This is a genomic window from Streptomyces sp. NPDC001709 (assembly GCF_053596375.1).
In genome coordinates, this window is the sequence record NZ_JBSFGB010000005.1 from 171,070 (window position 1) to 185,147 (window position 14,078).

General features: G+C 70.9%; 10 protein-coding genes. 4 read left to right on the forward strand and 6 right to left on the reverse strand.

All coding sequences use genetic code 11. From position 1 onward, the window contains the following. The first annotated feature begins 177 nt into the window (after positions 1 to 177). On the forward strand, positions 178 to 1,353 hold the full coding sequence (locus ACWC0C_RS09735; protein ID WP_450862936.1) for an epoxide hydrolase family protein: 1,176 nt from the start codon (positions 178 to 180) through the stop codon (positions 1,351 to 1,353). A gap of 23 nt (positions 1,354 to 1,376) precedes the next feature. Here ACWC0C_RS09735 and ACWC0C_RS09740 read toward each other — a convergent pair whose 3' ends face one another. From ACWC0C_RS09740 to ACWC0C_RS09760, 5 genes are all read right to left on the reverse strand, one after another. Further along, positions 1,377 to 2,393 (reverse strand): cytochrome c oxidase assembly protein, encoded by a 1,017-nt coding sequence (locus ACWC0C_RS09740; RefSeq protein WP_450862938.1) that lies wholly within the window; start codon positions 2,391 to 2,393, stop codon positions 1,377 to 1,379. A 130-nt stretch (positions 2,394 to 2,523) separates the two neighbouring features. Continuing rightward, positions 2,524 to 6,669: a molybdopterin-dependent oxidoreductase gene (locus ACWC0C_RS09745; protein ID WP_450862939.1), complete on the reverse strand. Its 4,146-nt coding sequence runs from the start codon at positions 6,667 to 6,669 to the stop codon at positions 2,524 to 2,526. Between the two features lie 297 nt (positions 6,670 to 6,966). Continuing rightward, positions 6,967 to 7,563, reverse strand: coding sequence for a lamin tail domain-containing protein (locus tag ACWC0C_RS09750; RefSeq protein WP_450862940.1), 597 nt, complete (start codon positions 7,561 to 7,563; stop codon positions 6,967 to 6,969). 202 nt (positions 7,564 to 7,765) lie between these two features. Then, on the reverse strand, positions 7,766 to 9,436 hold the full coding sequence (locus ACWC0C_RS09755) for an alkaline phosphatase family protein (RefSeq protein WP_450862941.1): 1,671 nt from the start codon (positions 9,434 to 9,436) through the stop codon (positions 7,766 to 7,768). Between the two features lie 184 nt (positions 9,437 to 9,620). Continuing rightward, complete coding sequence (locus tag ACWC0C_RS09760; RefSeq protein WP_450862942.1) at positions 9,621 to 10,244, reverse strand: TetR/AcrR family transcriptional regulator; 624 nt, start codon at positions 10,242 to 10,244, stop codon at positions 9,621 to 9,623. A gap of 124 nt (positions 10,245 to 10,368) precedes the next feature. Between ACWC0C_RS09760 and ACWC0C_RS09765 the strand changes: the two genes are divergently transcribed. After that, positions 10,369 to 10,827, forward strand: a complete 459-nt coding sequence (locus ACWC0C_RS09765; RefSeq protein WP_449196470.1) for a cupin domain-containing protein — start codon at positions 10,369 to 10,371, stop codon at positions 10,825 to 10,827. Positions 10,828 to 10,874: 47 nt separating this feature from the next. Further along, complete coding sequence (locus ACWC0C_RS09770) at positions 10,875 to 11,657, forward strand: alpha/beta fold hydrolase (RefSeq protein WP_450862943.1); 783 nt, start codon at positions 10,875 to 10,877, stop codon at positions 11,655 to 11,657. Between the two features lie 41 nt (positions 11,658 to 11,698). On the opposite strand, the gene ACWC0C_RS09775 is transcribed toward ACWC0C_RS09770, so the two are convergent. Then, the gene (locus ACWC0C_RS09775; protein ID WP_449201872.1) at positions 11,699 to 12,052 is read right to left on the reverse strand and encodes a VOC family protein; all 354 of its coding nucleotides are present in this window, start codon (positions 12,050 to 12,052) and stop codon (positions 11,699 to 11,701) included. A gap of 167 nt (positions 12,053 to 12,219) precedes the next feature. On the opposite strand from ACWC0C_RS09775, the gene dnaK reads away from it, so the two are divergent. Beyond that, positions 12,220 to 14,076 carry a molecular chaperone DnaK gene (gene dnaK, locus ACWC0C_RS09780; protein ID WP_450862946.1) on the forward strand — a complete coding sequence of 619 codons (1,857 nt, stop codon included), beginning with the start codon at positions 12,220 to 12,222 and terminating at the stop codon, positions 14,074 to 14,076. Positions 14,077 to 14,078: the final 2 nt, after the last annotated feature.

Genomic DNA, 14,078 nt, shown 5'->3' on the forward strand with positions numbered 1-14,078 from the left:
CACCGAGGCCGACCCCACCTGATCGCCGGAGTCGTGGTGATGAGCCGGTACGTCGTCGGGCTCGACCGGATCACGTCATGGTGCCGCACAGCCGGCGCCACCTCCACGCCGGGCGCCAGGCCCGGGCCGTCCTCGCCACCCCGCCGCAGGCGAGCTGCTGCCTGTAGCGTGCCTCCCATGCCGGACGCGACGCCCCGCCCCGAACCGTTCACCCCGCGGACCGCCCCCGCGACGCTCGAGGACCTCCGGACACGACTGCGTGCGACGCGCTGGCCGGACGCGCCCGAGGACGCCGGGTGGTCGCTCGGGACCGACCTCGACTACCTCCGCGAACTCGTCGCCTACTGGGCGGAGGAGTTCGACTGGCCGGCGCAGGAGGCCGCGCTCGCCCGGCTCCCCCACTTCCGCGTCCCGCTCGGCGGCCTCGGCATCCACTTCGTGCACGTCCGGGCCGCCGCTCCGGCCGGGCCCGTCCTCCCGCTGGTCCTCAGCCACGGCTGGCCGGACTCGTTCTGGCGCTACACGAAGGTCATCCCCCTCCTCACCGACCCGGGCGCGCACGGTGCCGACCCCGCCGACGCGTTCGATGTGGTCGTGCCCGACCTGCCGGGCTTCGGGTACTCCGACCGTCCCCTCGGCCCGCCGCTCGACGCCCTCGCGGTCGCCAGGCTGTGGGCCGACCTCATGGGCGTCCTCGGTTACGCGCGGTTCGGCGCGGCGGGCGGGGACCTCGGCAGTCACGTCAGTCGCTACCTCGCCCTCGACCACCCCGACCGGGTCGTGGCCGTCCACCGCATGGACGCGGGCCTGCCCGTCTTCACCGGCGACCCCGCGGATCTCACGCCCGAGGAGCGCGCCTGGCTCGGGAGCGCCGCGGCCTGGGGTGCGGCCGAGGGTGCCTACGCCGCCATGCACCGCACGAAGCCCCAGACCGCCGCCGTCGGGCTCACCGACTCGCCGGCCGCGCTCGCCGCGTGGATCGTCGAGAAGCTCCGGGCGTGGAGCGACTGCGGCGGCGACATCGAGCGGAGCTTCACCAAGGACGAGATCCTCACGAACGTCACGCTCTACTGGCTCACGGGCACGATCGGCTCGTCGATGCGCATGTACCACGCGAACGCCGCGATCCCGGCCGCGCAGCACGCCCGCCGGGTCGAGGTGCCGTCCGGTTTCTCGATCTTCCAAGGCGACGTCGTCCGCCCGCCTCGCGCATGGCTCGAACGCATGGCCAACGTCGTGCGGGTGACCGAACCCGCGCGCGGCGGCCACTTCGCGCCGTTCGAGGAGCCCGAACTCTACGCCGAGGAACTACGCGCGTTCTTCCGCCCCTACCGCGCGGCAGCGATGGGCTGAGTGCTGCGTCCCCCGTCGCCGGGTCACCTCTCCCGGTGCTGGTTTCGGATCCTCGCGGCCACCTCGTTCTGCTCGGTCTCCCACCAGGGCCGCACCCGCTCCGCGGACGGCGTCGGGCCCTGATCCGCGGCAGGCGCGGAGACGGGGGCGAGTTCCGCGTCAAGGCGGCGGTCGAGGGCCACGGTCTGGGCCCGCTCCGCGCGTGCCCACTGGAACAGGAGCGCCAGCAGGAAGGGCAGCGCGACCAGCTCGGCGATGCTGAGCATCGCCCCGCCGCCGATCTGCTGATCGTGCTGGACGTCCGGGGACCAGCTCGGCGCGTGGTGCAGGTACCAGGCGCCCGCGATCAACGTGCTGTGCGTCATCACCACCACACCCGGGACCGCGTCGACGACGCCGTCCAGGAACACCAGCGCCGCCCGTACCGGGTGGGTGCACCAGGTGGGCAGGGCCTCTTCGCGGGTCAGCACCGGTACGACGAACAGGCAGCCGGCCGCGAGCAGGTGCAGGTACATCAGCTCGTGCAGCCAGCCCACGCGCAGGGCCGTCTCGAAGTACGGCGTGAAGTACACCGTCAGCTCGGTGGCGAGCACCAGCGCGGTACTGACCAGGGGAAACGTCAGGACCCGCACCAGGCGGCCGGTCATGGCCCGGCGCACCCGACCGGCGGCGCCCTCCGGGAGCGCCTCGACCGCGAGCCGTAGCGGGTCGCCGAGGGCCAGGCCCAGCGGTGCGACGAGGTCGAGGAGGATGTTCTGCACGGCGGCCGGCCAGAACAGCACGTGATCGTAGACGGCCAGCGCGGACATCGTGGCCACCACCAGCGCGCCCAGCCCGAGCAGCGCGAACGCGACGACACGACCGAGCGGCCAGGCCTCGCCCCGCCGGCGCAGCCGCGCCACACCCCAGCCGTAGAACGCACCCAGGGCGATGACCAGCAGCAGCGCGGGGACGTCCAGCTGCCAGGTGGCCAGCAGACGCCCTGTCGTCAGCTCCGGGAGCTGGCCGGCCGACAGTTCGGTCAGCGCGTGACCACCCATGCAGATCGTCCTCTTCTGCCTAGACGCGGAAGAACCGGCTCGGATTCCAACGGGACGTTAGTCCCCCGCGGCTCCAAGGTCCGCATCGGGGTCCCGCACGGCCGCTTTCGCGGCGTGGATCCGGTCCCGGTCAGTACACGTCCCGTACATAGCGCTTGTCGGTGGCGAGCTGCTTGACGTATACCGCCGCCTCCGTCTCGTGCAGGCCGCCGTGGACGATGGCGATCTCCCGTAGGGCCTGGTCGACGTCCTTGGCCATGCGGGAGGCGTCGCCGCAGACGTAGAAGTGGGCGCCGTTCTGGAGCCAGGACCACAGCAGTGGGCCGTGTTCACGCATCCGGTCCTGGACGTAGACCTTGGCGCGCTGGTCGCGGGAGAAGGCGGTGTCCAGGCGGGTGAGCGTGCCCTGGGCCAGGAACTCCGTCAGCTCGTCCTCGTAGTAGAAGTCGGTCGCGCGGTGCTGTTCGCCGAAGAACAGCCAGTTCGGGGCGCGGTGGCCGCGGGCCCGGCGTTCCTCCAGGAAGCCGATGAAGGGGGCGATGCCGGTGCCGGGACCCACCATCACCGCCGGTGTGGCGGGGTCGGCGGGTGGGCGGAAGTGCGGCGCCCGCTGGACGCGGACCGGCACCGGGGTGCCGGGCGCGGCGTCGGCGAGGAAGGGGGAGCACACGCCCTGGCGGGGCCGGCCGGCCAGGTTCTCGTACCGGACGACGGAGACCGTCAGCGACACCTGGTGGGGGTCCGTCAGGGGGCTGGAGGATATCGAGTACAGGCGGGGCTGCAGGCGCCCCAGTACATCGGCCCACTCCTGGGCGCCGGCCCGGATGCCGAACTCGGCGACGACGTCGACGGCCTGGCGTCCCCAAGACCACTGGGCCAACTCGCCCTTGTTGTCCGGCCGCAGGAGCTTGCGCAGCTCGCGCGGGTCGCGGGTGCGGGCGGCGGCGAAGCGCAGCAGGTCCGGGGTGATGCGGGTGATGTCCAGGTGGCGCTGCAGGGCCTCGGCGAAAGGTACGTCTCCCACGTTCTTGACCTGAACGGTCGCGTCCGCGTCCAGGCCGGTTAGGGCGAGCCACTCCGTCACCAGTTCCGGCTGGTTGACCGGGTGTACCGCCAGGGCGTCCCCGGCCTCGTAGACCAGCGGGGTGTCGCTGTCGCTGGTGTCGAAGGTGAAGCGCCGGACCTCCTTGCCCGCCCCGGGCAGGCTCAGCAGCCGGTTTCCGGTGAGGCGGGCGGTGACGGGAGCCGGCCGGGACGGCCGGGGAGCCGTCGGGGCTGCGGGGGCGGGGGCGGGTACCGGCTGCTCGGCGCTGTTCAACGCGGTGAGCACCTGGTCGAGCCAGGCTCCCGCCGTGGTCTCGTAGTCCGGCTCGCAGTCGGTGCGCGGGGCCAGCCGTACCGCGTTGAGCTCCGCCATGCGCCGGTCGAGGCGGCGGCCGTGGCCGCAGAAGTCGTCGTAGGAGGAGTCGCCGAAGGCCAGGACGGCGTAGCGCCTGCCGTTCAGGTGCGGGGCGTCGGGCGAGGTGAGGGCGTCCCAGAAGCCGACGCCGTTGTCCGGGGCGTCGCCGTCGCCGAAGGTGCTCGTGATCAGCAGCAGGTCGGATTCGGACGGCAGCGCGGCGGGGTCCGCCTCCTCCATGGGCAGGAGGGATGCGGCGTGGCCGTCCGCGCTGAGCCGCTCCGCCGCCGTGGTCGCGAACTCCTCCGCGTTTCCGGTCTGCGACGCCCAGAGGATCATGACCTGGCGGCGAGCGGAGTCGGCCCGTGACTGGCGGGTGCCGCCGGGGTCGTACGCGGGGGAAGGCGTCGCCTGGGCCCTGGAGTACATCCCGGCCAGTACGCCGTTCACCCACAGGGCGTGCTCGGGGCTGAACGGGGCGTCCGGAGGCAGCACGGGGACGCCCGGGTAGCCGGACGGGATGCCGGCGAGGAAGCCGGTCAGGTACCGGCGTTCGTGTTCGGCCAGGACCGGCGGCAGCGCGGGTTCCAGCCCGAACGGGCTGGGCACGGACACCGTGGAAGGCGCGACGGGCGCCGGCGCGGCCTCGGTGGGCGCCGGGGGCGTGGCCGCGGCGGCCGCCGGGGCCGGAGGCCGGACCGTCACCGGGGTGGCCGCCTTGGTCAGCGAGACCGCGCACACCTTGAACCCGGGCTGGAAGGACAGCGGGTCGACGGCGTCGCTGGTCACCGCGTTGACGCTCAGATACTCCCCGAACAGGTCGTTCCAGTGGAACGGCGCGAAGCAGCAGCCCGGGCGCACCCGGTCGGTGACGACGGCGGGAAGCACGGCGCGTCCGCGCCGCGAGGCGACCTCCACCGAATCCCCCTCGGCGAGTCCCAGCTCGGCCGCGTCCTGCGGGTGCACCTCCACGAAGGGACCGGGGTTGAGCTTGTTCAGCTTGGCCACCTTGGCCGTCTTGGTCAGCGTGTGCCACTGGTGCTGGAGGCGGCCGGTGTTGAGGACGTACGGGTAGTCCTCGTCGGGCATCTCAGCCGCCGGGATGTGCGGGCGGGCGTGGAAGACCGCGCGGCCGGTCGCGGTCGGGAAGGTCGGCGAGCCGACCGTTCCGTCCTCGCCGACGTACCGGATCGGGTTGCGGTCGGGGCCGTCGACGCTCGCCGCCGGCCATTGCACGGGCCCCTCCCGCAGCCGCTCGTGGCTCACACCGCGCAGGTCCCACCCGGTCGCCGGGTTCCAGGCGCGCTTGATCTCCTCGAAGATCTCCTCGGCGCTGTCGTACGCGAAACCCTGCTCGTACCCCATCTCACGGGCCACGGCGGCGATGATCCGCCAGTCCGCCGCCGCCTCGCCGGGCGGGTCGGCGGCCGGCCGAGCCAGGGTGAGGTTGCGCTCACTGTTGATCAACACGCCCTCGCACTCGGTCCACAGTGCGCCGGGCAGGACGACATCGGCGTACGCGTTCGTCTCCGTCTCGGCGAACACGTCCTGGGTGACGACCAACTCGGCGGCTTCCAGGCCCTCGATGACCGTCTTGCGGTTCGCGACGGAGGCGACCGGGTTGGTGCAGATGATCCAGCACGCCTTGATGTCGCCGTCGGCCATCTTCCGGAACATCTCGATCGTGCCCTTGCCGACGCCGTCGGCGCGCAGGGCGCCCGGCTCCAGCTCCCACAGCTCCTCCACGAAGGCACGGTCGGCGTCGACGAGGACGGAGCGCTGTCCGGGAAGGCCGGGCCCCATGTAGCCCATCTCCCGGCCGCCCATGGCGTTGGGCTGGCCGGTGAGGGAGAAGGGCCCGCTGCCGGGGCGGCAGATCGCGCCGGTGGCGAGGTGGAGGTTGACCAGGGCGTTGGTGTTCCAGGTGCCGTGCGTGGACTGGTTCAGGCCCATGGTCCAACAGCTCGTCCACTCCCCTGCCTCGCCGATCAGCCGTGCCGCCTCCCGGATGTCGTCCTCCGGGATGCCGGTGATCTCCGCGACGGCGGCGGGCGGGTAGTCGGCGAGGAAGGCGGGCATCGCCTCCCAGCCCTCGGTGTGCGCGGCGATGAAGTCTGGGTCGGTGTGGCCGTTCGCGTGCAGCAGGTGCAGCAGACCGTTCAGCAGCGCGAGGTCAGTGCCCGGTTTGATCTGCAGGAACAGGTCGGCCTTTGCGGCGGTGGCGGTGCGCCGCGGGTCCACGACGATCAGTTTGGCGCCCGCCGTCTTCACCCGGTCCAGCAGCCGCAGGAAGAGGATGGGATGGCAGTCGGCCATGTTGGAGCCGATGACGAGGAAGACGTCGGCCCTGTCGAAGTCCTGGTACGAGCCGGGCGGCCCGTCCGCGCCGAGCGAGAGTTTGTAGCCGGTGCCTGCGCTGGCCATGCACAGCCGGGAGTTCGACTCGATCTGGTTGGTGCGTATGAAGCCCTTGGCCAGCTTGTTCGCCAGGTACTGCGCCTCCAGGCTCATCTGCCCGGAGACGTAGAGGGCGACCGCGTCGGGGCCGTGCTCGTCGATGATCGTGCGCAGGCGGCGGGCGGTCTCGGTGACGGCGGCGGCCAGGGGCGCGGGCTGTGGCTCTTCGCCTCGGTCCGGCCGGACGAGGGCGGTGGTCAGCCGGCCCGGGGCCGCGAGCATGTCGGCGGTGGTCGCGCCCTTGGTGCACAGCCGCCCGAAGTTCGCCGGGTGCTCCTTGTCCCCGCTCGCCTTCAGGACGGTACGCCGCCCGTCCGGTCCCCTGCCGATGTCGAGGACCAGGCCGCAGCCCACCCCGCAGTACGAGCAGACCGTCCGCACCTTCGTCGTGCCCTCACCCTCGGAGCCCGGCGCGGCCACGGGCGCCTCCCCTCTTCTGTGCTCGACCTGATCCCACCCTTCGTGACCGTACGAACCGCTCATTACGCGGGTGTCTCCGCGCCTGATCACCAGGGGTTACGCCTGCCGCACAGGGTCTGGGAGGCGGGTGTGAGCAGGAGGTTCGGCGCGCGGTGCGGGAGGGTTGGCGCCCTTCGGTGGCCGGTACCCGGCCCTCGGGAAGGGGACAGCCCCGGTCGGCGAGGAGGCCGCCCGGGGCTGGGCCCGTACAGGGGTGTCAGCCGTATGGGGCCTGGGCGCGGGCCGCGGGCCGACGGGTCAGTGGAGGTGGCCGTGGGCGTGGTCGCCCTGGTGGTTGTGGGCGGAGGAGTTGTGGCGGACAGCGGCCTGGTGGCGGACAACGGTGTGGTGCAGGGCGGCCCCTGCTCGGCGGCCGGTGCCCTGACTGCGGTGGCTACGGCCCCAGGCGTAGGTGTCGACGAGGCGACCACGCGCGTCGCGCAGGGTCGCGGTGTCGGCGTTGACGTCCCACACGCGCGTGCGGCGGTCCTGGTACAGGTCGGTCTTGGTGTCCCGGCCGACACCGGTGTGGACACGGACGGTGGCCCGGCCCGCGAGGAGCACGTGATGGAAGGTGTAGGTGTGGCCGTTCGCGTCGGACAGCTTCCAGTTGTCCAGGTTCACCGCCCGGCGCGTGTTGTTCGTGACGTCCACCCATTGCTTGTTCAACGAGCCGTTGGAGTGGGCGGCCCTGCCCTGCCAGGCGTGCCGTACACCGCTGATGAACACCACTCCGTGGTGCGTACCGCCAGCCTGGTGACCGGTGGCCGCGGCCGGGAGGGCCAGGGCGCCCACCACGGCGGCGGCCACGGCGGTGACAGCGGTCGTACGACGGACGGTAGAGGAAACGGACACGAGGTCCCCCTTCACGAGGATGCGCGACTCAGCGGCCGGTCGGCCGCACAGCCACACCCTGCAACCTGCGTCCCGTTTTGCGCGGGAAACGCGCATGGCATTACCGATCCAGCAGCAATCGATAACTCTCGCTTGGAATCGCCATTTATGTTCCGAATGCAGGGGATTGAACCCAGCACCGAAACGGCAGGACGGGCGAGGCTCAGCGCACGGGGAGGGTCCGCGTGTGTTCGATGCGTACGGCGTCCAGGTCCCGCGGGTCGAAGCCCAGCAGCCGCAGGATCGTCGGGGCGATCTGCGTGGTGCGCACCGGCCCGTTGACGCGTACGCCGTGCGGGGTGGCGGCGCCGGCGACGACGAGCGGCACGTCGAGGTCGTCGGCGTGGGCGCCGCCGTGCTCGGCGATCTTGCCCTTGCCGCCGGTGTAGACGACGCCGTACTGGGTGACGCCGACCAGGTCGGGCACGCGGGAGTCGCCCGGCCGGGCGCCGAAGTACCGGGCGGCGTCCGCACCCGCGTAGAGGGTTTTCAGGCCGCTCGCGGTGAAGGGCTTGGGCTTGCCGTCGATGTCGTTGCCCGTGCCGGACCGGGCGAGCAGATAGGCCTTGGCGAAGTCGGTTGCCGCCGTGGAGCGGTCGGTGAGCCAGATGAGCATGGCGTCGTCGTCCACCGCGTGGGCGACGAGGTCGCCGGAGCCCGGGTGGGCGGTCTTCCAGGCGGCGTTGAGGCCGTCGAGCAGCGGGCCGTCGTCGATGCGGGTCAGCGCCTTGGGGTCGGTGGGCGACTGCCCGTGCTTGGCGGACAGGATGACCGTGGTGCTGTCGGCGAGGTGCTGCTTGCGGAGTTCGGCGAGGAAGGCGCCGACCTGCTGGTCGACGAAGTCGAGGTTCTTGACCACAAGGGGCCCTGGCACGCCCTTCGCCTGGTAACCGCCCGTCAGCCCGTCGGAGGTGGGCAGCTTCTGGGCGGTCGAGACGGACTGGAAGTTCATGCCGTAGACCGCCGGGGTGCCGACCTTGCGGTTACGGCTGTGGTCGTACCCGTCGATCTCGTTGAGGACGGCTTGCGCCTTGTAGCCGTCGTACTGCTCGGTCGCGGCGTTGTCCTTCGTCCAGTCGCCCGCGGCGTAGCCGATGGCCTTGCTGTTGATCTCGGGCGTGAACAGGTCCTGGATGCCCTTGCCGGAGGGGCCGTTGAGGATGTCGTAGGCGGCGTGCTTGTCGGACCACGCGGTGCGCAGGCCGGCCGTGCGGACCACGTCGAAGACGGTGTTCACCCGCAGGTAGGAGTGCGGGTAGAGGGGTCTGCAGGTCTTCGGGTCCACCGGGAGCTTCGACGGGTCGATGACGCTGGTGGGGTCGCCGGTCATCCGCAGGATGCTGCCGGGCAGGCCGCTCAGGCCCTGGCCCGCGTCGAGGGAGTCCTTGTCCTTGTCGAGGTCCTCGGTGAGGTCGACCTCGGCCCCGGGCTTGGCGCCGGTGCACTTGGGCGTGCCGGCCGGCAGGAGGGCGGAGCTGTAGGTGTCGTCGTAGTAGACGCCTGTGGTGCCCGGGTCGCCGCCCGTGAGCTGGCCGACCATGCCCGGGAAGGAGTCGGAGGGGTTGGTGGTCGCCGCGTGGATGTACTCCGCGCCGCCCGTGGTGAGCCGGGTGAGCGCCGAGTGGGGGTGACGGGCGATGTACCAGGCGAGGTCGGACTGGTGCAGGCCGTCGACGGACAGCAGCAGGACGTGCCGGGCGGCGGGGTGCGGGTGCGGGGATGCGGGGGTGTGCGCCGAGGCCGGCGCGGCCACCGCGGTGAGCGCGCCTATCGCGGCCAGCGCGGCCGCAGCCGCCGTGACGGAACGTGCGGTGTGGGCCGGACGTCGGGACATGGCTTCTCCTCGGACTGTGTCGGGTCGGTGCGAGCGTCGGGCTGTGCACCGACATCCGAGAGGCAGAACATGTACGCAAGCGGACCGTCATGTCGTGGTCAGCCCAAGAAACGCATCCGGCCGTGCAAAGAGCCCGGCTTCCGACGGCCGTTCGGGCAGCGGCCGCCGTTGGGGGTGCTCCTGTTCAGCGGCGGTGATCAGGCGCGCCGGTCGCGCGTACCGCCGCCTCCGTCAGGGTCGTCGCGGTGCGTACGGCGCTGGCGACCGCCTCGTCGGGGGTGAGGCCGCACAGGTCGGTGAGGGAGAAGAGGGCCTCCGCGCTGACGACGACGGCGAGGTCCCGTTCGAGCTGTGCGAAGGCGTCCGGGTCCGTTGCCCGCAGCGTGTCCTTCAGTGGTTCGAGCGCGTGGTCGATGAGGCCGAAGCGGATGCCCGGGCGCATCTTCACCGTCTCGGGACGGGTGATGGTCGCGGCGATCATCGCGCGCACCGCGCCCTGCCGGGCGAGTATCCCCCGCAGCAGGAACTCGCAGGCGTAGGCGACGCGTTCGACGGGGTCGGGCGAGTCCGCGACGGGGCGGAGCGCGTCGGCCGGTGCGGGCCAGGTGCCGGCCAGGGCTTCGCTGATCAAGGACGGGAGATCCGGGAAGTACCGGTAGGCGGTGGCCTCGGACACCAGGGCCGTACGGGCGATGGCGGGCATGGTCACATCGGCGCCCCTGCCGATGAGTGCGCGGGCGGCCTCGACGATCGCCATGCGCGTGCGCTTCTTCTGGTTGCTGCGGCCGGCGCCGAGCTGCGTCGCCATCCTTGGGCCCTCCTTCGTCGTTCCGCAGCCATATTAGCAGTCCGCTCTCTTTATGAGAGTTGACTTGCATGAAGAAGGCAGGCCCTCTAGATTCATGAGAGTCAGCTCTCACGAAGGAGCCGTGATGGCAGAGGTTTCCCTGGTTGGTCCGCACGACGGCGAGACGATCCGTCTGGGACCCACGCGCATGCGCATCCTGGAAGACGGAAGCACCACCGAACACCGGCTCGGAATCGGCGAGATCACTCTCGCCCCGCACACCCAGGGCCCGCCGCAGCACCGGCACGCCCAGCACGACGAGGGCTTCTACGTCGTCTCCGGCACCGTGCACTTCACCGTCGGGGACACCACCCACGCCGCCCCGGCCGGCACGCTCGCCATGATTCCGCCCGGCGCCCCGCACACCTTCGCCAACCTCGGTGACGAGCCGGCGGTGCTGCTGAACACCTTCACGCCCGACCTTTACGTGCAGTACTTCCGCGACCTGCGGGACATGATCGCCGGCGGGCAGGAACTGACTCCCGAATCGACCGCCGCCGTGATGAGCCGGTACGCGACAGCCCCCGCCACCGACTTCGCCTAGCGGCCGGCCCACCCTCCCGAACCACCACGACACATACGGAGACCCCGATGACCAGCACCATCCATAGCCCCGCCCTCGGCTCCGGCGACCTCCAGGTCACCGTCGACGACCTGGGTCACGGCCGCCCCTTCCTCCTGCTGCACGGCGGCGGCGGTCCGCAGACCGTCGGCCCGTTCGCCGGCCGGCTCGCCGAGCAGCGAGCGGCCAGGGTCGTCACCCCCGTTCACCCGGGCTTCGACGGGACCGCGCGGCCGGAGTGGCTGACCGATGTCCGCGCCCTCGCCAGGGTCTACGAGCAGCTGCTCGGCGAACTCGGGCTCTCGGACGTCACCGTCGTCGGCAACTCCATAGGCGGCTGGATCGCCGCGGAACTGGCCCTGCTCGGCAGCGACCGGATCAGCGGGGTCGTCCTCGTGAACGCCGCCGGTATCCGGGTCCCGGGCCACCCTGTCGCGGACCCGTTCTCCCTCACCCCGGCCGAGCTGTCCACTCTCGCCTTCCACGAGCCCGCGAAGTTCGCTGTCGATCCCACGACGCTCCCGGAGTCCGCCCGGGCGGCCATGGCCGCCAACCGCGCCACCCTGCAGATCTACTCCGGCCCTCACGCCATGCAAGACCCCACCCTCCGCGAGCGCCTGGCCAAGGTCACGCATCCGACGCTCGTCGCATGGGGCGAGAGCGACCGGGTCGTCGACACCGAGTACGGGCGCGCCTACGCGGCAGCCATCCCCGACGCCCGGTTCACACTCGTCCACCGCAGCGGTCACATGCCGCAGATCGAGACCCCGGCCGAACTCCTCCACATCGTCTGGGAGTTCGCGGAGGCATGAAAGTGAGTCGGCAGCACGTCATCGCCTGCGCGAAGACACCGTCACGCGGGCTGCCACAGTTCGACCCGATTGCCCTCAGGGTCGGTGACCCAGCCGAATCGACCGACCCCCTCCATGTCCTGCGTTTCCTTGGCCACGTCCGCTCCCTTGGCGCGCAATTGCGCGAGCATCGCATCCAGGTCGCGGACCCGGAAGTTGAGCATGGTCTGCTGGGCGCGGGACCCGAAGTAGTCGGTCTCGGACTCGAACGTCGCGAACACCGTCGGCCCGGCTGCCTGACGCCACAGGCCGTTCTCATCGGCGTCCAGGCCCAGGCAATCGCGATACCACGCACTCAGGGCCGCCGGGTCGGCGGCCCGCATGAAGTGTCCACCGATTCCAAGCACACGTTCCATGCCGCCATCTTGCCAGGACAGCGATAGGGCGGGCCCGCGACGGCGAGGTGAAGTCGATGCCGCCGCGGCAGCCACTTGCGCAAACTTGACATAGTCAGACTCAAGTTTTATTCAGGGCTATAGGCACCTCAAGCCGAAGCAGGCAGGCACGAGGAGGGTGAGTCCAGATGGCGCGTCCGGTCGGTATCGATCTCGGTACGACGAACTCGGTGGTCTCGGTCCTCGAAGGCGGCGAGCCCACCGTCATCACCAACACGGAAGGGGCGAGGACCACCCCGTCGGTCGTGGCCTTCGCCAAGAGCGGGGATGTGCTCGTCGGTGAGGTCGCCAAACGGCAGGCCGTGACGAACGTCGAGCGCACCGCGCGCTCCGTCAAGCGGCACATGGGCGACCACGGCTGGCGGTTCCCCGAGCACGGCGACATCGAAGGCAAGCGGTACACGGCGCAGGAGATCTCCGCACGGGTGCTGCAGAAGCTGAAGCGGGACGCGGAGGCGTACCTCGGCGAGGACGTCACCGACGCCGTGGTCACCGTCCCGGCCTACTTCGACGACGCCCAGCGGCAGGCGACCAAGGAGGCCGGGGAGATCGCCGGCCTGAATGTGCTGCGGATCATCAACGAGCCGACGGCGGCGGCGCTGGCATACGGCCTGGACAAGGAGAACGACCAGACGGTCCTCGTCTTCGACCTGGGCGGCGGCACCTTCGACGTGTCCCTGCTGGACATCGGCGAGGGCGTCATCGAGGTCAAGGCCACCAACGGCGACACGCACCTCGGCGGCGACGACTGGGACCAGCGGCTGGTCGACCACCTGGTCCAGACCTTCAAGAACAACTACGGCATCGACCTGGCCAAGGACAAGATGGCCGTGCAACGGCTGCGCGAGGCCGCCGAGAAGGCCAAGATCGAGCTGTCCAGCGCAACCGAGACGAACATCAACCTCCCCTACATCACCGCCTCCGCCGAGGGCCCGCTGCACCTGGACGAGAAGGTCACGCGCGCCCAGTTCCAGCAGCTGACGAGCGACCTGCTCGACCGCTGCAAGGGCCCGTTCCACAACGCGGTCAAGGACGCCCGGATCAAGCTGTCCGACATCAACCACGTGATTCTGGTGGGCGGTTCGACCCGCATGCCGGCGGTGACGGATCTGGTGCGGGAACTGACCGGCAAGGACCCGCACAAGGGTGTCAACCCCGACGAGGTCGTCGCCGTCGGCGCCTCGCTCCAGGCCGGTGTCCTCAAGGGCGAGGTCAAGGACGTCCTGCTGCTCGATGTCACCCCGCTGTCCCTGGGCATCGAGACCAAGGGCGGCATCATGACCAAACTCATCGAGCGCAACACCACGATCCCGACCCGCCGTTCGGAGATCTTCACCACCGCCGAGGACAACCAGCCCTCGGTGACCGTGCAGGTCTACCAGGGCGAGCGGGAGATCGCCTCGTACAACAAGAAGCTCGGCATGTTCGAGCTGACCGGCATCGCGCCCGCGCCGCGCGGAGTGCCGCAGATCGAGGTCGCCTTCGACATCGACGCCAACGGGATCATGCACGTCTCCGCCAAGGACCTCGGCACCGGCAGGGAACAGAAGATGACCGTGACCGGAGGCTCCGCGCTGCCCAAGGACGACATCGACCGCATGGTCCGCGAGGCCGAGCAGCACGCCGAGGAGGACCGCAGTCGGCGCGAGGCCGCTGAGACCCGTAACCAGGCCGAACAGCTCGTCTACTCCACCGAGAAGCTCATCAGGGACAACCCCGACAAGATCCCGGCGGACGCCAGGAGCGAGACGGAGAGCGCGCTCACGGAGCTGAAGGAGAAGCTGAAGGGCGAGGACACAGCGGCAATCCGGCAGGCCATGGAGCGTGCGGCCGAGGCGGCACAGAAGATCGGTACGGCGCTGTACGAGAGGTCCCGCACGGAGAGCCAGGCGCCCTCCGACTCGGGCACGGCCGCCGCCTCCGCCGGGGACCAGGACGTGGTGGACGCCGAGATCGTCGACGACGACAAGCCGGAGGCGGGCTGACG

Coding starts and splice junctions, on each gene's coding strand:
- ACWC0C_RS09755 (WP_450862941.1), bottom strand. CDS start 9,436: ATGTCCCGACGTCCGGCCCACACCGCACGTTCCGTCACGGCGGCTGCG.
- ACWC0C_RS09740 (WP_450862938.1), bottom strand. CDS start 2,393: ATGGGTGGTCACGCGCTGACCGAACTGTCGGCCGGCCAGCTCCCGGAG.
- ACWC0C_RS09760 (WP_450862942.1), bottom strand. CDS start 10,244: ATGGCGACGCAGCTCGGCGCCGGCCGCAGCAACCAGAAGAAGCGCACG.
- ACWC0C_RS09765 (WP_449196470.1), top strand. CDS start 10,369: ATGGCAGAGGTTTCCCTGGTTGGTCCGCACGACGGCGAGACGATCCGT.
- ACWC0C_RS09770 (WP_450862943.1), top strand. CDS start 10,875: ATGACCAGCACCATCCATAGCCCCGCCCTCGGCTCCGGCGACCTCCAG.
- dnaK (WP_450862946.1), top strand. CDS start 12,220: ATGGCGCGTCCGGTCGGTATCGATCTCGGTACGACGAACTCGGTGGTC.
- ACWC0C_RS09775 (WP_449201872.1), bottom strand. CDS start 12,052: ATGGAACGTGTGCTTGGAATCGGTGGACACTTCATGCGGGCCGCCGAC.
- ACWC0C_RS09735 (WP_450862936.1), top strand. CDS start 178: ATGCCGGACGCGACGCCCCGCCCCGAACCGTTCACCCCGCGGACCGCC.